Source organism: Paracoccus solventivorans, assembly GCF_900142875.1.
Taxonomy (GTDB): Bacteria; Pseudomonadota; Alphaproteobacteria; order Rhodobacterales; family Rhodobacteraceae; genus Paracoccus; species Paracoccus solventivorans.
This window is the reverse complement of record NZ_FRCK01000002.1, coordinates 1-17,869: the sequence shown is the minus strand read 5'-3', so window position 1 is coordinate 17,869 and position 17,869 is coordinate 1. Positions and strand designations below refer to the sequence as shown.

The 17,869-nt window shown below is 68.8% G+C and carries 19 protein-coding genes and 1 tRNA gene; 9 read left to right on the top strand and 11 right to left on the bottom strand.

The window, feature by feature from the left end:
• Positions 1 to 8 precede the first annotated feature (8 nt).
• From BUB57_RS03375 to BUB57_RS03360, 4 genes are all read right to left on the bottom strand, one after another.
• Positions 9 to 1,646 (bottom strand): ABC transporter ATP-binding protein, encoded by a 1,638-nt coding sequence (locus BUB57_RS03375; protein WP_073062164.1) that lies wholly within the window; start codon positions 1,644 to 1,646, stop codon positions 9 to 11.
• A complete protein-coding gene (locus BUB57_RS03370; RefSeq protein WP_073062161.1) occupies positions 1,643 to 2,530 on the bottom strand; it encodes an ABC transporter permease in 888 nt (295 codons plus the stop codon). Before BUB57_RS03370 ends, BUB57_RS03375 begins: the two co-directional genes overlap by 4 nt.
• Entirely contained in the window at positions 2,527 to 3,501 is a 975-nt protein-coding gene (locus BUB57_RS03365) for an ABC transporter permease (RefSeq protein ID WP_073062158.1), read from the bottom strand. The genes BUB57_RS03370 and BUB57_RS03365 overlap by 4 nt, the downstream gene beginning before the upstream one ends.
• Before the next feature lie 107 nt (positions 3,502 to 3,608).
• Positions 3,609 to 5,213, bottom strand: a complete 1,605-nt coding sequence (locus BUB57_RS03360; protein ID WP_073062155.1) for an ABC transporter substrate-binding protein — start codon at positions 5,211 to 5,213, stop codon at positions 3,609 to 3,611.
• Between the two features lie 193 nt (positions 5,214 to 5,406).
• On the opposite strand from BUB57_RS03360, the gene BUB57_RS16460 reads away from it, so the two are divergent.
• Entirely contained in the window at positions 5,407 to 7,014 is a 1,608-nt protein-coding gene (locus BUB57_RS16460; protein ID WP_200796405.1) for an SDR family NAD(P)-dependent oxidoreductase, read from the top strand.
• Between the two features lie 17 nt (positions 7,015 to 7,031).
• Positions 7,032 to 7,562 carry an Lrp/AsnC family transcriptional regulator gene (locus BUB57_RS03345; protein ID WP_073062152.1) on the top strand — a complete coding sequence of 177 codons (531 nt, stop codon included), beginning with the start codon at positions 7,032 to 7,034 and terminating at the stop codon, positions 7,560 to 7,562.
• A 222-nt stretch (positions 7,563 to 7,784) separates the two neighbouring features.
• On the opposite strand, the gene dtd is transcribed toward BUB57_RS03345, so the two are convergent.
• Both dtd and BUB57_RS03335 read right to left on the bottom strand, forming a co-directional pair.
• On the bottom strand, positions 7,785 to 8,234 hold the full coding sequence (gene dtd / locus BUB57_RS03340) for a D-aminoacyl-tRNA deacylase (RefSeq protein ID WP_073062148.1): 450 nt from the start codon (positions 8,232 to 8,234) through the stop codon (positions 7,785 to 7,787).
• A 25-nt stretch (positions 8,235 to 8,259) separates the two neighbouring features.
• A complete protein-coding gene (locus tag BUB57_RS03335) occupies positions 8,260 to 8,484 on the bottom strand; it encodes a hypothetical protein (RefSeq protein ID WP_200796404.1) in 225 nt (74 codons plus the stop codon).
• Positions 8,485 to 8,619: 135 nt separating this feature from the next.
• Here BUB57_RS03335 and BUB57_RS03330 point away from each other — a divergent pair, with 135 nt between their 5' ends.
• Complete coding sequence (locus BUB57_RS03330; RefSeq protein WP_036704162.1) at positions 8,620 to 8,868, top strand: DUF2312 domain-containing protein; 249 nt, start codon at positions 8,620 to 8,622, stop codon at positions 8,866 to 8,868.
• Positions 8,869 to 9,123: 255 nt separating this feature from the next.
• Here the strand turns inward: BUB57_RS03330 and BUB57_RS03325 are convergent, their stop codons facing one another.
• Entirely contained in the window at positions 9,124 to 9,927 is an 804-nt protein-coding gene (locus BUB57_RS03325; RefSeq protein WP_234951973.1) for a hypothetical protein, read from the bottom strand.
• Between the two features lie 136 nt (positions 9,928 to 10,063).
• On the opposite strand from BUB57_RS03325, the gene BUB57_RS03320 reads away from it, so the two are divergent.
• Positions 10,064 to 10,138 (top strand) — tRNA-Thr (locus tag BUB57_RS03320).
• A 68-nt stretch (positions 10,139 to 10,206) separates the two neighbouring features.
• On the opposite strand, the gene BUB57_RS03315 is transcribed toward BUB57_RS03320, so the two are convergent.
• A complete protein-coding gene (locus BUB57_RS03315) occupies positions 10,207 to 11,256 on the bottom strand; it encodes a dipeptidase (RefSeq protein ID WP_073062144.1) in 1,050 nt (349 codons plus the stop codon).
• A gap of 124 nt (positions 11,257 to 11,380) precedes the next feature.
• On the opposite strand from BUB57_RS03315, the gene parA reads away from it, so the two are divergent.
• From parA to BUB57_RS03300, 3 genes are all read left to right on the top strand, one after another.
• Positions 11,381 to 12,022, top strand: coding sequence for a ParA family partition ATPase (parA, locus tag BUB57_RS03310; RefSeq protein ID WP_073062141.1), 642 nt, complete (start codon positions 11,381 to 11,383; stop codon positions 12,020 to 12,022).
• A gap of 392 nt (positions 12,023 to 12,414) precedes the next feature.
• Entirely contained in the window at positions 12,415 to 12,855 is a 441-nt protein-coding gene (locus BUB57_RS03305; RefSeq protein WP_073062136.1) for a class I SAM-dependent methyltransferase, read from the top strand.
• Between the two features lie 4 nt (positions 12,856 to 12,859).
• Positions 12,860 to 13,138 carry a hypothetical protein gene (locus BUB57_RS03300; protein WP_073062134.1) on the top strand — a complete coding sequence of 93 codons (279 nt, stop codon included), beginning with the start codon at positions 12,860 to 12,862 and terminating at the stop codon, positions 13,136 to 13,138.
• Positions 13,139 to 13,351: 213 nt separating this feature from the next.
• Here BUB57_RS03300 and uvrB read toward each other — a convergent pair whose 3' ends face one another.
• From uvrB to BUB57_RS16700, 3 genes are all read right to left on the bottom strand, one after another.
• On the bottom strand, positions 13,352 to 15,541 hold the full coding sequence (gene uvrB / locus BUB57_RS03295; protein WP_073062130.1) for an excinuclease ABC subunit UvrB: 2,190 nt from the start codon (positions 15,539 to 15,541) through the stop codon (positions 13,352 to 13,354).
• A gap of 165 nt (positions 15,542 to 15,706) precedes the next feature.
• The gene (locus BUB57_RS17035) at positions 15,707 to 16,696 is read right to left on the bottom strand and encodes a superoxide dismutase family protein (RefSeq protein ID WP_234951972.1); all 990 of its coding nucleotides are present in this window, start codon (positions 16,694 to 16,696) and stop codon (positions 15,707 to 15,709) included.
• Positions 16,693 to 16,848: a hypothetical protein gene (locus tag BUB57_RS16700; RefSeq protein ID WP_159435548.1), complete on the bottom strand. Its 156-nt coding sequence runs from the start codon at positions 16,846 to 16,848 to the stop codon at positions 16,693 to 16,695. Before BUB57_RS16700 ends, BUB57_RS17035 begins: the two co-directional genes overlap by 4 nt.
• On the opposite strand from BUB57_RS16700, the gene BUB57_RS03285 reads away from it, so the two are divergent.
• Together BUB57_RS03285 and BUB57_RS03280 are read left to right on the top strand one after the other, a co-directional pair.
• A complete protein-coding gene (locus BUB57_RS03285) occupies positions 16,847 to 17,155 on the top strand; it encodes an ETC complex I subunit (RefSeq protein WP_073063551.1) in 309 nt (102 codons plus the stop codon). The two genes, BUB57_RS16700 and BUB57_RS03285, sit on opposite strands and share 2 nt — an antisense overlap.
• Before the next feature lie 595 nt (positions 17,156 to 17,750).
• Positions 17,751 to 17,869 (top strand): transposase (locus tag BUB57_RS03280; protein ID WP_143159605.1); only part of this gene is annotated, 119 nt, incomplete at its 3' end.

Sequence of the window (17,869 nt, the reverse complement as noted above, 5' to 3'; positions counted from 1 at the left end):
CTTCGCGCTCAGGCGGCGTCGGTCAGTTTCGGCGGCTGCCAGTCGCGGCCCGGGATCGAGGCCAGCAGCGCCTGGGTGTAATTGTGGCGGGGGTCGGCAAAGACCTCGGCGGTGGGGCCGGTCTCGACGATCTCGCCCTTCTGCATGACGATGATGCGGTCGCAGAGCTGGGCGGCGACGCGCAAATCGTGGGTGACGAACAGCAGCGACAGGTTCAGCCGGTCGCGCAGATCGGCCAGCAGCCGCAGCACCTGTGCCTGCACCGACACGTCCAGCGCCGACACCGGCTCGTCCGCGACGATCACCTTGGGCTGCATGGCGATGGCGCGGGCGATGCCGATGCGCTGGCGCTGGCCGCCGGAGAACTCGTGCGGGTAACGCTCGGCGGCGGCGGGCGACAGCTCCACCAGCGACAGCAGTTCGCGCGCGCGGGCATGGGCCTCGGCCCGGGGGACGCCGTGGACGATGGGGCCCTGCGCGATCAGGTCCACCACCCGCTTGCGCGGGTTCAGCGAGGCCATGGGGTCCTGGAAGATCATCTGGATGTCGCGGCGCATGGCGCGCAGCTGGCGGCGGTCGGCGTGGATCAGGTCGCGCCCGCCGATCACCACCTCGCCCCGGTCGGGCGGCAGCAGCCGGGTCACGATCCGCGACACCGTAGTCTTGCCCGAGCCGGATTCGCCAACCACGCCCAGCGTCTCGCCCTGCCGCAGCTCGAAACTGAGATCGCGCACCGCCGTCACCGCCTGCCGCCGCCCGGACAGCAGGCCGCCGCGGGCGGCAAAGGTCTTGGCCAGCCCCTGCGCCCGCAGCACCACCGGCGCGGCCGACAGGTCCTTGTGCGCCGGCGGGGTCAGCGCCGGCACCGCGGCGATCAGCGCCTGCGTATAGGGGTGGCGGGGGTGGTTCAGGATCTGCGCGGCCGGGCCGGATTCGACCAGCTCGCCCAGCCGCAGCACCGCGATGCGGTCGGCGATTTCCGCCACCACCCCGAAATCGTGGGTGATGAACAGGATGCCGGTGCCGTGCTGGCGCTGCATTTCCTTGATCAGATGCAGGATCTGCTTTTGCGTGGTCACGTCCAGCGCGGTGGTCGGCTCGTCGGCGATGATCAGCCGCGGGTTCAGCACCAGCGCCATGGCGATCATCACCCGCTGCCGCTGCCCGCCGGAAATCTGGTGCGGATAGGCGTTATAGGCCGAGGCCGGGTCGGGGATATGCACGTCGCCCAGGATCTCCAGCGCCCGCGCCCGCCGCGCCTTGCGGTCAAGGTCGGTGTGCAGGCGCAGCACCTCGTCGATCTGCCAGCCCACGGTCTTTTGCGGGTTCAGCGCCGTCATCGGTTCCTGAAAGATCATTGCCACGCGGTCGCCGCGGATGGCGCGCATCTCGGATTCCGACTTGGCGCAGATGTCCTCGCCGTCCAGCAGGATGCGCCCGGCCGAGACATGCACATGCGGTTCCGGCAGCAGCCGCATCACCGCATTCGCCGCCAGCGACTTGCCCGAGCCGGATTCGCCGACAAGGCAGACGATTTCCCCGGGGTTCACGGTCAGGTCCAGATGCTCGAGCGCATAGGGCCGGTCGCCCCCGGGGGGCAGCGAGATGCGCAGGTCCTGAATTTCAAGGATCGGGGCCGTGGTCATTTCTTTTGCCTCGGGTTCAGCACGTCGTTGAGGCCCTCGCCCAGCAGGCTGAAGGACAGCACGGTCAGCAGGATCGCGATGCCGGGGATCACGGTGCAGTACCAGTCGGTGCGCAGCACCGCGCGGCCCTGGCCGATCATGTTGCCCCAGCTGGCATAGTTCGGGTCGCCAAGCGCCAGGAAGGCCAGCGCGCTTTCCATCAGGATCGAGGTCGCCATCACCACTGAGGCGAAGACGATCACCGGCGGCAGCGCGTTGGGCAGGATCTCGCGGAAGATGATCGAGACGTTGCCGACGCCGAGATTGCGGGCGGCGTCGACGAACTCGCGCTTGCGCAGCGACATGAACTCGGCCCTGACCATGCGGGCGGGGGCGGTCCAGGACACGATGCCGATGGCGATCACGATGTTCTCGATGGTCGAGCCGAAGATCGCCACCAGCGCCAGCAGCAGCACGAAACTGGGGATGGTCTGGAACGCCTCGGTCACGCGCATCAGCAGGTCGTCGATCCAGCCGCCGAAATAGCCCGAGACCGCGCCGATCAGGATGCCGATGGTAATCGAGATCAGCGTCGCCACCACCCCGATCAGCAGCGAGATGCGGGCGCCGTGCAGGATGCCGGCCAGGATGTCGCGGCCCAGCTGGTCGGTGCCCAGCGGCGTCGCCGGATCGGCAAAGGGCGCGGTCAGCGGCACGCCCACCCGGCGCAGCGGGTCGCCGGGGGTGATGACCCCCGCCAGCAGCGCCGCCAGCACGACCGCGACGAACAGCACCAGCCCCAGCATCGCCGCGCGGTTGCGGCGGAAGCGCCGCCACAGCACGCCAGCCCGCGACGGGCGCGTCAGCTGCGGCTCGAGAACGGGTTCGATGTCGGGAACGCTCATTTCAGTTCGATCCTCGGGTCGAGCCAGGCATAGACGAGATCGGTCAGGATATTGACCACGACGACGATGATCGAGCACAGGAAGATGATGCCCATCAGCGTGTTCAGGTCGCGCTTGACGACCGAGGTATAGGCCAGCTGCCCCAGCCCGGGCAGGGAAAAGATGGTCTCGATCACCACCGAGCCGCCCAGCACCGTGGAAATCTGCAGCCCCAGCAGGGTGATCACCGGCAGCAGCGCGTTGCGCATGATGTGGTGGAACATCAACCGCGAACTGCCCGCGCCCTTGGCCCGCGCGGTGCGCACGAAGTCGAGGTCCATCACCTCGAGCACGCTGGTGCGCATCAGCCGCATGTAGAAGGCCAGGTAGATCAGCGACAGCGCCAGCGTCGGCATCAGCAGATGGGTGGCGATGTCCAGCCACAGCCGCCAGCCGGTGTGAAAGGCGCCGATGTCGCGGATGCCGCCGACCGGCAGCCAGTTCAGCTTGACCGAGAACAGCAGCACCAGCAGCAGCGCCAGGAAGAAGGACGGCATCGCATAGAACACCAGCCCCAGCGTCGAGATGATGTTGTCGGCCGCCGAATAGGCCCGGCGCGCCGCGAACGCCCCCAGCGCCACGCCGACCACAAAGGCCGAGGACAGCGCCCCCAGCATCAGCAGCAGCGTCACCCACAGCCGCGACGCCAGCACCTGCGTCACCGGCTGCTCATAGACATAGGACCAGCCCAGATCGAGCTGCGCCAGCTTGACCAGATAGCGCCACAGCTGCACCAGCACCGGCTGGTCCAGCCCGTATTCCTGCCGCAGCCGTGCGACAAAGGCGGGGTCGGCGCCGCCCATGTCGCCCACCAGCGCATCGACGGTATCGCCCGGGGCCAGCTTGATCAGCAGGAAGCTGCCCACGATGATCAGCAGGATCACCGGCAGCGCCTGCAGAAGGCGCCGCAGAAGATAAAGTAAAAGCGACATCGGTTGCCTGAACAATCATCCCGCGGGCGCCGCTGCGGACAGCCGGCGCCGGGGGATCGTGGTTGCGGGAAGGGCCGGGGCGGCTTGCGCGCCCCGGCCGGCGCCTGTCACTCGTCGATCCACAGGTCGTACCAGCTGGAGCTGTCCCAGCGTGGCGTGTTGTGGTGGTTGATCAGCTTCTTGTTGGTGATGCCAACGAAGGGATGCTCGATGGCGAAGATCACCGGCAGGTCGGTCATCGCCAGCCGCTGGATCTGGTGATAGAGATCGGCGCGCTTTGCCGGGTCCAGCTCTTCGGCGGCGGCGTCGATCAGCCCGTCCATCTCGGCCGATTCATAGCCGAACTGGTTCGACCAGGCGGTGCCCACCGGCGCCCCCGAGCGCAGCCACACCGTCGTCGAGACCGCGGGGTCCGAGCGGAACTGGTGCCAGCCGTTGGCGGTGTCGAAGTCGTGGTCGCGATAGACCCCGTTCAGGAAGCCCGGCGCGTCGTTGGTGACCAGATCGACCTGGATGCCGATTTCCTTCATCGCCTGCGCGAAATATTCGCCCCACAGCTGGGTGTATTCGCCCCAGGGCGCCGGGCGGTGGCGCAGCTTGAAGCGGATGCCGTCCGGCCCGACGGGATAGCCGGCCTCGTCCAGCAGCGCCTTGGCCTTTTCCACGTCGTATTCATAGACCGGCACGTCGTCGGTATAGTTGGCGCCGCCGACGCTGGGGATCGGGCCGTGGCCCGGCTTGGCAAAGCCGCGCATGATGGTGTTGATGGCGAAATCCAGGTCCAGCCCGTGATAGATCGCCTGCCGCACCTTCAGGTCGGCCAGGATCGGGTTGCGCAGGTTGAACTCGACCGTCGAGTGGGCGACGTTGTTTTCAAAGCCCTGCGTGCCCATGTCGAAGCGCGGGTCCTTGCCCAGCCGCTCGAGATCGGCCATCGAGATGCCGTTGAAGCCGGATTCATGCAGCTCTCCGGCCTCAAGCGCGGCGGCACCGGCGGCCTTGTCGGGGATGAAGCGCCAGATCACCCGATCCAGATAGGGGTATTCCGGCCCGCGCCAGTAATCGTCGTTGCGCACCCCGATGATATACTGGCCGCGTTCGTATTCCTGGAACTTGAACGGGCCGGTGCCGACCGGCGCCTGGTTGTGCGGGTTCTTGAGGATGTCGGTGCCTTCGTACAGGTGCCTGGGCACCGGGTGGCCCAGGTCGGGCATCGCGGCCACGATCAGGTCCAGCGGCATCGGCTCGGAATAGTTGAACACCGCAGTCAGCGGATCGGGGCAGTCGACCGATTCCAGGTTCGCCTGCAGCGTCGAGGAATAGTTCAGCAGCGGCTTCCACAGCTCCATCGCCGAAAACGCCACGTCGTCGCAGCTGAACGCCTCGCCATCGTGCCAGCGCACCCCGTCGCGCAGCTTGAAGGTGATGGCCTTGCCGTCCTCGCTGGACGACCATTCGGTGGCCAGCACGCCGACATAGCCGTCATAGGTCTTGTCGATCAGCGGCTCCATGAAGCGGCCGGTGATCTGGTAGACCCCGGTCGAGGCCCGCAGCGCCGGGTTCAGCACCCCCTGCTCGGTGTTCATGTGCACGAACACCGTGCCGCCGCGCTTGGGCTCGGCCTGCTGCGCCGCCGCCTGCTGCGCCACTGTCGCCGCGCTCAGCGCCGCGATGCAGGCGCCCAGCATCAATCCGCCATGCGTTTTCCGCATTGATCGTTCCCCCCTGGACGGGCCGGCTACGGAATTTCCGGCACTATGTGTGATCTCACCGACCTTCCGTCACCCCGCCGCGCATGTCAATGGATAACACTACCAATATCCTCAAAGTCGTATAAACTGACCTCGTAACGCCGAAAACTCGGCACAGTTTTTCGATATGAGCGGTAACATGGGAAATTATTCCTTGGATAACCCCGCGGCCGGGACGGTCTGGATCACCGGCGCCGGCTCGGGCATCGGTGCGGCCCTGGCGCGGCGCTTTGCGCAGGAAGGTTTTCCTGTGGCGCTGTCGGCGCGGACCGAGGCGCCGATCGCCGCGCTGGCGGCGGAAATCAACGCCGCGGGCGGGCAGGCGCGGGCATTTGCGCTGGATGTGCTGGACCGCGCGGCGGTGTTCGACACGGTGCGGCGAATCACCGACTGGCAGGGCGGCATCGCGGTGCTGTGCAACAACGCCGGGCTGAACAACCCGCACCGGCACTGGGACCACATCGATTTTGCCGAATGGGACGCGGTGATCGCGACCAACCTGTCCGGCGCGATCAACGTCATCGCCGCCACCCTGCCGGTCATGCGCGCGGGCGGTGGCGGGGTGATGATCCACACCGCCAGCCTCGCCGGGCGCCACCACATGCCGGCAGCGGGGGTGCCCTATGGCGCCTCGAAACACGCGCTGGTCGATCTCTCCGCCAGCCTCAACGCGGCCGAGGGCAGGAACGGCATCCGCTCGACCGCGCTCTGCCCCGGAGAGGTGGCCACGCCCCTGCTGCTCAAGCGTCCCGGCTTCGACCCTGGGTTGATGCAATGGATGATCCAGCCCGAGGACGTGGCCGAGCTGGCCCTGACCGTGGCACGGATGAACCCCGCCGTCGCCATCCACGAGATCGTGTTCGCGCCCCTGCAACGCGACAGCAAGCGAAAGGAAAGCCCGATGTCCCATCCCGTCAAAGGTGTCGACCACCTGTTCCTGCTGACCGCCGACCTGGACGGCAGCGCCGACAGATGGCGCCGGCTGGGCTTCACCCTGTCGCCGCGCGGCACCCACAGCCCGGAAAAGGGCACGGCGAATTATACGATCATCTTCGAGCATGATTATTTCGAGCTGCTGGGCGTCATCGCCGACACCCAAGCCAACCAGCACCAGCGCGACATGATCGCCCGCGACGGCGACGGGCTGCGCGCCATCGCCTGCCGCATCGACGACGCCCATGCGGCGCGGCGGCTGCTGGCCGCGCTGGGGATCGGCGCCGAGCCGGTGGCCGAGTTTTCGCGCCCGCTGCCGCTGCCCGACGGCGGCACCGGCACCGCCGCCTTTGCGGTGACGCATTTCGCCCGGCAGGACACGCCCGCCGGGTTCATGTTCATGTGCCAGCACAAGACCCCGGACATGGTGTGGCGCCCCGAGCTGCAGACCCACGCCAATACCGCGCGGGGGCTGGCCGGGATCGTCGCGGTCTCGGACGATCCCGAACAGGCGGCGGGGCGCTATGCGCGGCTGTTCGCGGCCGGGCAGGTGACACCGGCCGACGGCGGCTGGCTGGTCGCGACGGGGGCGGATTCGGCGCCGATCCTGTGCCTGGCGCCCGCGGCCGCGGCGGCGCGCTGGTCCGCGGCGGCGCTGGCCGCCACCCCGGCTTCGGCATTCGCCGCGATGCGGGTGGCGGTGCGCGACCTTTCGGCGGCGCGGGCGGCGGTGGCCGCGGGCGGCATTGCGACCCATGATCTGCCCGGCGGCTTCTGGGTCGCCCCCGCCGATACCTCGGGCGTCATCCTGGAGTTCGTCGCGTCATGAAATCCCCCGCACGGCGAATGAGCGATTCGCGCCGCCGCTCGGGCGAGCACGCCAGTTTTGACGAGGTGGACCGCCAGATCCTCGACCTGCTGCAGGAACGCGACCGCCCGGTGGCGGTGCTGGCCGAAGAGGTCGGGCTGTCGCAGACCCCCTGCTGGCGCCGGGTCCGGCGGCTTGAGGAAGCCGGCGTGATCCGCGGCCGGGTGGCGCTGGTCGACCACAAGCGCGCCGGGGTGCCGATGATCATCTTCATCGGCATCACCGCGCCGCGGCACGAGATTTCCTGGCTGAACCATTTCCGCGAGCTGATCGAAACCATCCCCGAGGTGGTCGAGGCCTATCGGCTGACCGGCTCGACCGATTACATCATGAAAGTGATGGTCCCCGACATCGAGGCCTTCGACCAGGTCTACAAGGCGATGATCGAGCGGCTGGAGTTTTCGCAGATCAACTCGTCGATCGCGATGGAGGAGCTGAAGTTCACCACCGCGGTGCCGACCACCTATCTGACCCCGCCCGTCGTCGAGCCCGAGGGCGAGGCGGGCTGACCCGCCCGCCGCTGGGCCCGCGGAGGGTGGGGTCAGCTGATCCGCCCGACGCCGAGGGAGCCAGGTAAACTGACCGCCGCCGAGCCGAGCGAGGCGAGGTCGACCCTGCCCGTTGAGGGCGAGGCAGGCTGCCCCCGCCCGTCACTGGCAGGGCTGGTGCTGGGAAGGCTGAGTGAGGCTGGGAAAATCGCCGCCGGGGGCGCCGCGTGCGCGCGCCCCGGCTCAGCCGCGCTCGGCGGTGTCCATCCAGATGGTGACCGGGCCGTCGTTGACCAGCGTCACCTGCATATCGGCGCCGAACTCGCCGGTCTCGACCTGCAGCCCCTGCTCGCGCAGCGCCTGCGCAAAGGCGAGGTAAAGCCGCTCGCCCTCGTCCGGGGCGGCGGCGGTGGAAAACCCGGGGCGGTTGCCGCTGCGCGTGTCGGCGGCAAGGGTGAACTGGCTGACCACCAGCGCCGCGCCGCCGCTGTCCTGCACGGAACGGTTCATCCGCCCCTGATCATCGCGGAAGATGCGCAGCCGCGCCACCCGCCCGGCCAGCTTGCGCGCCACCTCGGTGTCGTCGCCCTGCATGGCGCAGACCAGCACCAGCAGCCCGGCACTGATACGCCCGGTCGAGCGGCCGGCAACGGTGACCTCGGCCTGCGCGACGCGCTGGATCAGAACCCGCATGATCGTCCTTTCGCCGGCTGCCGCGTCAGCGCAGCATGATCCCCATGATCACGGCCATCAGCCCCAGCACCGAGGCCGCCAGCGCCCCCATGTTCACCGCCACCACCCGCTGCATGGTGGCGCGCATGGCGGCGTCGTCGAGCCGCGCGCGGCGGGCGCGGGTGACCGCCAGGATGCACCACAGGATCCCCGCCAGCCCCAGCGCGGTCAGCACCGCGCCGCCCCAGATCAGCATGTCGTAGATGGTCATCGCGCCCTCGTTCGCCGCCCGGATTGCCGTGGCCCGGGCCTAGCGGCGATTGCGCCGGGCGGCAAGTCGGCCTATGGCAGCGGCTTACCCCGCGGCGCGGTCCGCGGCGACCCACGGCAAGGGACAGCAAGCGACATGAGCGACGATCAGGCCTATGGCATCGCAGCCGGAGAGCTGCGCCAGTTCATCGAACAATTCGAACAGCTCGACGCCGAAAAGGCGGATATCGCCGAGCGCCAGAAAGAGCTGATGGCCGAGGCCAAGGCCCGCGGCTACGACACCAAGGTGATGCGCAAGGTCATCGCCCTGCGCAAGCGCGACAAGGACGACGTGGCCGAGGAAGAGGCGATCCTGGAGATGTACAAGGCCGCGCTGGGGATGTGATCCTGCAGCCGCGGTCGCGCGGGATGCGCTGCCGGAGCCGGGGGTTTTCCACCCCCGCGCCCCCGGAGGATATTTGAGACCGCCCGAAGCAGCGGTGCAGGGCAGGCGCGGGGGTGTATGCAGAAAGGGCCACCCTTGCGGCCCCGCGGGGAGGCGCGGTCTCGTCTGTGAGACCGGGGCGGGTCAGGGGCCGAGGAACTCGACGCCGGGCAGGGCGGCGATCATCGCCACGTCTTCCTCGTAGGCGTCGGTGATCTAGTCGACCAGATCCTGGGTCCAGCCGGGGATCGGGATCTCCTGCTGGATCGACTCGGGGCGGGCGTGGCGGCCCAGCATCTCGGCGAAGATGGCGCGGCGGGCGGCGACGGTCAGCGGGCCGGCGCGGGTCAGCGCCTCGCGCAGCTCAACCATCCCCGCGGGGGGCAGCAGGTCGCCCAGCACCGCGAGCCCGGATTTCAGCGGCACGTCGGCAGGCATCCGGGCGATGCGGCGGACGGCCTCGGGCCAGACCAGCGGCGTGTCCTCGTAGCACCAGACGATTACCCGCCGGCCCTGCATCGCTTCCACGATGCGCTGCATCGCCGGGCCCCAGCGCAGGCTGCGCGGATCGCACCCCGCCAGCGCCCGCACCCCCGGCGGATCGGGCAGGCGCGACAGCAGATGTGGGATCTGCAGCGCCGGGTTCTGGATCGCCAGCGAGACCTCGACCTCGGCCGAGGGGAACAGCCCTGCCACCGCCCGCATCCGCGGCCCGGCCTGCGGGAACAGCCCCTTGTCGGTCAGGCAGCGCACCGGCGCCCCGATCAGCGACGCCTGCGAGATCACCATCCGCCGCACATTGTCGGATTCCAGCAGCGCGTCGTAGATCACCTCTTCCATCGCCGGCGACGCCTCGCCCCCGCGCAGCGAGGTCAGCGATTCGTCCAGCACCCCCTTGTAGCGGCCGGGCGGCACCACCTCGACCCCGTTCGCCAGCAGCCAGTCGCGGTTCTCCATCAGGGTGCGGATCATGCGCTCGGGTTCGGTCCCGTGGGTGCCGAAATGGATGGCGACCTGCATTTGCAAAAAATCCTTGTTACAAACCCGGGTGTTCCGTCGCCTTCCGTGCCGCCTGCGTCAAGGGGAAATGCCCATGGCCGCCGCGCGACCCTGTGCGCTTGCACGAAAGGGTCGGCCCGCGTATCTCAGATGTCGGGCCGGTTTAGCTCAGTGGTAGAGCGTCTGATTTGTAATCAGGGGGTCGGGGGTTCAAATCCCTCAACCGGCACCATGTTTTCAAGGGATTGCGGGATTCCGGCATCCGGTCCCGGCGCATTTCCCGATGCCCGGCGGGTGCGCTCACCCGCCCCAGCTGCGTTCCGCCAGCGACAGCCAGTTGCGCCAGGCGATGCGCTCGACCAGGTCGCGGCCATAGCCGTGGGCCAGCATCGCCTCCAGCAGCCGGGGCATGGCGGCGGCGTCGGGCAGGTCGGCAGGCATCACCGCGCCGTCGAAATCCGACCCCAGCGCCACGCCCTCTTCGCCGAGGATGCCCAGCAGGTGGTCGAGATGGCGCAGCATCGGCCCAAAACCCCGGAACGGCTCGCGCCGCCCGTCGGGGGCCAGGAAGCCGGTGTTGAAGTTCAGCCCGACCACACCGCCCGAATCGGCGATCTGGCGCAGCTGCCGGTCGGTCAGGTTGCGCGAGCTGGGGCAGACCGCGTGCGCGCCGGAATGGGTGGCGACCAGCGGCGCGTCGCTCAGCCTCGCCACGTCGTCGCAGCCCTTTTCGTTCAGATGCGACAGGTCGATGATGATGCGCAGCGCGTTGCATTCGCGTACCAAGGCGCGGCCGCGTTCGGTCAGCCCCTCGCCGCGGTCGGGGGAGGAGGGGAAAGCGAAGGGCACCCCCTGACCATAGGCGGTCGGCCGCGACCAGACGAAGCCCAGCGAGCGCAGGCCGATCGCGTGCCAGACATGCAGCGCGTCCAGGTCGGCCAGCGGCTCGGCGCCCTCCATATGCAGGATCGCGGCGATGCGGCCGGCGTCCATCGCGGCGCGGATCTCGGCGGCGCTGCGGCAGATCGACAGCGTGCCGCCGCGTTCCAGTGCCAAGAGCGCCGCGGCCTGGGCAAAGGCCTGGGGCAGGGCGGCGCGGCTGTCCACCGGCGGCGGCAGCGGCAGGTCGAAGGGCGGGTTTTCCTTGAGCAGCACGATCCCGGCCACGTCGCCCGGGTCAGGATCCGGGATCCAGACCGCGAAGAACCCGCCCGCCATGCCGCCCCGGCGCAGCCGCGGCAGGTCGATGTGGCCGGTGCCGTCGCCCTGCAGCCACATCCGGTCCGCATCGGCCCCCGCCGCCACCGCCCGCTGCAGGTAATCGTTGTGTCCGTCGAAAACCGGGATCATCCGCACCCTCCGCTGCCTTGGGGCGACCAAGCACCGCCCGCCTGCGGGATGCAAGCCCCGCGGCACTTGCCCTTGCCGCGACCCCGTGCAACGCAAGGGGCGGGACAGGGCGCGGGGGGCGGCAATGGCCGGACGGATCATCACGGTGGCCCAGCAGAAGGGCGGCTCGGGCAAGACCACGCTGACGGTGAACCTGGCCGTCGCGCTGCGCCGCCGGGGCCTGAGCGTCGCGGTGCTGGACACCGACCCGCAGGGCAGCCTCGGCCGCTGGTTCATGGAGCGGCTGGACCGCCAGGGCGAGGACGAGGGGCTGGAGTTCACCACCTCCTCGGCCTGGGGGGCCAGCTATGAAAGCGAAAAGCTGAAGAAGCGCTTCGACGTGGTGCTGATCGACACACCGCCCAAGATCGAAAGCGACCTGCGCCCGGCCTTGCGGGTGGCGGATCTGGTGCTGGTGCCGGTGGCGTCCAGCCAAGTCGATCTGTGGGCGACCGAGGGGGTGCTGGACCTGGCCAGCCGCGAACGCCGCCCGGTGCTGGTGGTGCTGAACCGCACCCGCCCGAACACCCGGCTGGGGGCCGAGGTCGCGCAGGGCGCGGCGCAGCTGGGGGTGGCGGTGGCGCAGGCGCAGCTGGCCAACCGCGTGGCCTATGCCGAAACCCTGGGCCGAGGCGGCGCGGTGTCCGAGGGCCCGCCCGGCCCCGCCCGCGACGAGATCGCCGCGCTGGCCGACGAGATCCTGCGCTGCGTCGGCGGTGGAGACTAAGGATCCGACGTCCGGGCACAAGCGGACGGATGGGCGGACTAGGGTGTCCGGGCGAGGGGCGGCGATGGCTGAGAGGTTGAGCCTCGGCTTCGCGCACGGCGAAATCGCGGCACTGACCATCCGTGATGCGTTACGCCGCCGCGCATCCTGATCTTGTTGTCAGCATCTGCCGTAGGGATGTGGCAACGGGTGGGTGGTGCATGACGGCGGTCGCTGGGGAACACGGTGGTCGCCGGGCTCGGCCCGATGAAATCCTAGCGTTGGCCGAGATCACGCCCTGATCGAGATCGCCTCCACATCACCCGCGCGTCTTAACCTTATCTTCAACTTCCTGCCGTAGACCGGATCCCACGGGCGGATGCCGCCCGGATGTTGGGCAGGAGGGCACGCGCATGACGGCGGATTTCACCGATATTTTCGGGGCGCAGCCGATTCCGGCGGCAGACCTACCGCTCTCTGCGGCCGACCTCCGCACCCGGGTAGCCGAACTGGGACCGTGGTTCCACAATATCGAGCTCGCCCCCGGCATCGCCACCCGCGGAATCGCCCCTGCGCCCGGCCCGCAGCCTGCCGACCATCCGCTGCGGCGCTGGCAGGTGTATCGCGAGGTGCTGCCCGCGGATATGCGCGGGATGCGGGTGCTCGATCTCGGCTCGGCGGACGGGTTCTTTGCGCTGGAGATGGCGCGGCGCGGGGCATCGGTGCTGGCGCAGGACAGCTGGGGCGCGATGATCGCGCGGCTGCGCCTTGCCGCGCAGGCGACCGGGCTGCAGGACCGCATCTGGACACGGGTGGGCGAGGTGACGGCGATCCGGCCCCGGCGAACGCTATGACGCGGTGCTGGCGCTGGGGCTGCTCTATCACCTGCGCCACCCGTTCCACGACCTGGAAATCATCGCCCGCGCCACCGATCTGCTGTGGCTGGAAACCACGCTGCACCCGGGCGAGGGCAGCTTCATCCACTTCAAGCCCCCGGCCGAGGGCGTCCATCACATCCGCAAATGGTTCCCCACCCGCGACTGCGTGCGCGACATGCTTCAGGAGTGCCGCTTTACCAGCATCGAGACCATCCCCGACCCCACCCCCAACCGCGGCTCGTTCCTCGCGCGCCGCTAGAGCTTGTCAGTGCATGGCCTTCATCTTGCAGCAGATATTCCAGCGACCGGGGCGGTCTCCGATTCTGTCGAAGCCTGTGTATCCCCGTCGTCTCCACGCCCATGGTCGTCATCTCGGGGCGGGAACGGGCCATCGCCCGGTGCAAGGCCGGAATCGTCGGTTTCTTCCCCGCGCCGACGCGCGAAACCCTGGCCCTCACTCCGGTCCCGGGGATCAGCCGCGCCGCCTGCTGCGCTTGTTGCCGCCGCGCTGCCCGGCGCGGCCGGCGGTCGAGCGGCCGCGGGCCTGCACCGCAGCCTCGGCGGCGTCTTCCACCGCCTGCTGCCGGGCCAGCGGGTCGTCCGAGACCGCCAGCTCGACCGCCTCCAGCCGCTTGACCTCGTCGCGCAGCCGCGCGGCCTCCTCGAACTCGAGGTTCTCGGCCGCCTTGCGCATCTGCGCGCGCAACGCGTCGAGATGCGCGGCCAAGTTGGCGCCGACCAGCGGCTTCTCCACCGTGGCGGTGATCCGCGACTGGTCGGTGTCGCCCTGCCACAGCCCGGCCAGCACGTCGTCGACGTTCTTGCGCACCGTCTGCGGGGTGATGCCATGCGCCTCGTTATAGGCCTGCTGCTTCTGGCGGCGGCGCTCGGTCTCGCGCATGGCGCGTTCCATGCTGCCGGTGATGCGGTCGGCATACATGATCACCCGCCCGTCCACGTTGCGCGCCGCCCGGCCGATGGTCTGGATCAGCGAGGTCTCGCTGCGCAGGAACCCCTCTTTATCCGCATCCAGGATCGCTACCAGCCCGCATTCCGGGATGTCCAGCCCCTCGCGCAGCAGGTTGATCCCGACCAGAACGTCATAGGCCCCCAGCCGCAGATCGCGCAGGATTTCAATGCGTTCGATGGTGTCGATGTCGCTGTGCATGTAGCGCACGCGGATGCCCTGCTCGTGCAGATATTCGGTCAGATCCTCGGCCATGCGCTTGGTCAGGGTGGTGACCAGGGTGCGATAGCCGGCGGCGGCGACGCGGCGCACCTCGTCCAGCAGGTCGTCGACCTGGGTCTCCACCGGCCGGATCTCGATCACCGGGTCCAGCAGCCCGGTGGGGCGGATCACCTGCTCGGCAAAGACGCCGCCGGTCTGGTCCAGCTCCCAGCTGCCGGGGGTGGCCGACACGAACACCGATTGCGGGCGCATTGCGTCCCATTCCTCGAACTTCAGCGGCCGGTTGTCCATGCAGCTGGGCAGGCGGAACCCGTGCTCGGCCAGGGTGAACTTGCGCCGGAAGTCGCCGCGATACATGCCGCCGATCTGCGGCACGCTGACGTGGGATTCATCCGCGAACACGATGGCATTGTCGGGGATGAACTCGAACAGCGTCGGCGGCGGCTCGCCGGGGGCGCGGCCGGTCAGATAGCGGGAATAGTTCTCGATGCCGTTGCAGACCCCTGTCGCTTCAAGCATTTCCAGGTCGAAGTTCGTGCGCTGCTCGAGCCGCTGCGCCTCCAGCAGCTTGCCCTCGTCGTTCAATTGCGCCAGCCGCGTCTGAAGTTCGGCGCGTATCCCCTTGATCGCCTGCTGCAAGGTCGGACGCGGGGTGACATAGTGGCTGTTGGCATAAATGCGGATCTGCTTGTAGTCGCCGTCCCTGGCGCCGGTCAGCGGGTCGAACTCGGTGATGCTCTCCAGCTCGTTGTCGAAGAAGGAGAACCGCCAGGCCCGGTCCTCGAGGTGGGCCGGCCACAGCTCGACCACATCGCCGCGCACCCGGAAGGCGCCGCGCTGGAAGGCGCTGTCCAGCCGCTTGTACTGCTGGGCCACCAGCTCGTTGATGAAGCCGCGCTGGTCGTAGCTTTGCCCGACCACCAGGTCCTGGGTCATCGCCGAATAGGTCTCGACCGAGCCGATGCCGTAGATGCAGCTGACCGAGGCCACGATGATCACGTCGTCGCGTTCCAGCAGCGCCCTTGTGGCCGAGTGGCGCATCCGGTCGATGGCCTCGTTGATCTGGGATTCCTTCTCGATATAGGTGTCCGAGCGCGGCACATAGGCCTCGGGCTGGTAGTAGTCGTAGTAGCTGACGAAATATTCCACGGCGTTTTCAGGGAAGAACCCCTTGAACTCGCCGTATAATTGCGCGGCCAGGGTCTTGTTCGGGGCCAGGATGATCGCCGGGCGCTGGGTTTCCTCGATCACCTTGGCCATGGTGAAGGTCTTGCCGGTGCCGGTCGCGCCCAGCAGCACCTGCTCGCGCTCGCCGTCCCGCACCCCCTGCGCCAGCTCGGCAATGGCGGTGGGCTGGTCGCCGGCGGGCTGGAACTCGGAATGCATGACGAAGCGGCGCCCGCCTTCCAGCTTTTCCCGCGGTTGGGGCGTCAGCAGCAGCGGTGCGGGGGCGTTGGTGTTGTTGTGAGCCATGAGGATCCCTGACCGGGCCGGCCGACGCGGCCATCTGCCCGACCACGCAAGTTGGGCCCGAAGCGGCCGGTATTCAACCCGCAAGGGCCGCCCGCGGCACGGCGGGCGGCCCTTTCCGTGGCGTCTGCCCCCGTGTCCGGGGGCCGCGCAATCGCGGGAGCGCGATCACGAGGCGTCCAGCACCCCGCAGGCGATCCGGTCGCCGGCATTCCCCGCCGGCTGCGAGATATAGTCGTCGGCATCGGCATGGATCACGATGGCCGAGCCGTCGCTGTCCAGCACCTCGTCCATGGTGACGTTGTCGGTCAGCACCTCGCCCTGATAGCTGCCGTCGGCGCCGATGGTGATGTTGGGCATGTCGCCCGCGTGCATCCCGCCGGGCGCCTGCGCGCCATGGTCGCGGCCGCCGGTCAGGTGCCCGCCGGCGCTGTCGAAGCCGGGCGGCTCGCAGCTGCCGGTCTCGTGGATGTGGATGGCGCGGGTGCCCTCGGGCAGGTTCTCGAGCGTGAAGCTCAGGTGGATCTGGCCCGAGGCGGTCTCGGCCACGGTCACCGTGCCGAAGGCTTCGCCCTCGGGGCCAGCCATCTGGGCGGTGGCGCTGCGGGCGGTGCCGGTTGCCGGGGCGCTGTCGTCCGCTGCCGGTGCGGCCGCGTCGGCAGCGGGGGCCGCGGCATCGGCCGTGGGGGTCGCAGCATCGACCGCGGGGGCAGCCGTGCCGGTGGCCGTGGCCGCAGCGTCAGGCTGCGGGGCCGGGGCGGGGGACTGGGTGTCATCCTCGGCAGGCTCGGTCGCGACGGGGTTGGGGGTCGCGGCGGCACCGGTCGCGGGCAGCGACTCCGGGGCGCCGGGGGCTGGGGACTGGGTGTCGTCCTCGGCCGGCTCGGTCGCGACCGGGTTGGGGGTCGCGGCGGTCCCGGTCGCGGGCAGGGTCTCGGCCGGGGCGCCGGCGGTGGGGGACTCGGCGTCCGAGCCCTGGGCCGCGGTGTCGGCCCCGTCGCCCGAGACCGAGGTGGATTCGCCCGGCGGCGACGCGCCGTCGTCCGAGTCCTGGGCAAGGGCGGCCATCGGGGCCAGCGCCAGCAGGGCGCTCAGCGTGACTGCGCCAATCTGCCGCGGCCGGCCGGGCACGCGGGGGGCGATCTGGAAACGGGTCATCGGATCAGCTCCTCTGGGTTGTCGCGGCGTAACTCCATCGGCGCCCGGATGTTCCTGCCGCGGCGGAAACGCGGGCGCATCGGCTTGATTGCGCCGGCGCTCTGCGCCAAAAGAGGGCAGCCCGCGTCCACGCCGCCAAAGGGGGTCTTCATGCGCGTCCGCATCTATCAGCCTGCCCGCAACGTCATGCAGTCGGGGGCCCGCAGCAAGGGCTGGGTGCTCGAGTTTCCGCCCGCCGATCCGCGGGCGCTGGACCCGCTGATGGGCTGGACCTCGAGCGACGATACCCAGTCGCAGGTCCGGCTGCGCTTCCGCACCCGCGAAGAGGCCGAGGCCTATGCCAAGGCCAAGGGGCTGGATTACGTGACCACGCCCCCCAAGTCGCGTGCCCAGAACATCCGCCCGCGCGGCTATGGCGAAAACTTCGCCACCGACCGCCGCGCGCCCTGGCCGCACTGAGCCGGCCCGTGTAAATCGGGCGAAAGTTGTATACGTATCGGGGTAGTCTTACCCCGGATCGGGGTAAAGGTTTCAAAACCCATTGATATTGCTGTAATTGACGTGGGCGGTTCGATTGACTTGCACTGCTCTGGAGTGCAGTGAACAAGCTGCGGGAGTGGTCCGGCGTCTCTCTGGTCACTATGGTCGGCGTGGGCCTGTCGGCCTCGTCCGGGGTCGATTGCCTCAAGCTGCCAGAGCAAGAAACCAGCGAAGGCGATCTCGGACATTCCGCCGTCGTTAATGACGCTCAGAGATGGAATTCAACCCCGTCCAGTGCCGGGTAAAGCTCGGCGCCCTCCTGGCTGGACTACCCCAATTGGGATGGCGCAATTGATGAAAATGGCACCATAAACTCACAGAAACCGGGGGTCTGATGCCGAAAAGAATAGATCGGTTTCACAACCCTCGGCGTCTGTCCGAAAAAGTATAACGATAACAATCCATTGTTTCGTTCCGTGTCCGGCGCGACCTGTTTCGGCCTAGGCTGTGAACTCATAAACGGGATTCCGTTGTGATAGCAGGCGTGGTTCACTGGACCTATGGAGGGTTCAGGATGGCGCGTTTCGATCTGACGGAGTTTGAATGGGAACTGATCCGCCCGCTTCTGCCGAACAAGCCGCGTGGGGTGGCGCGGGTGGATGACCGGCGGGTGCTGAACGGTATCTTCTGGGT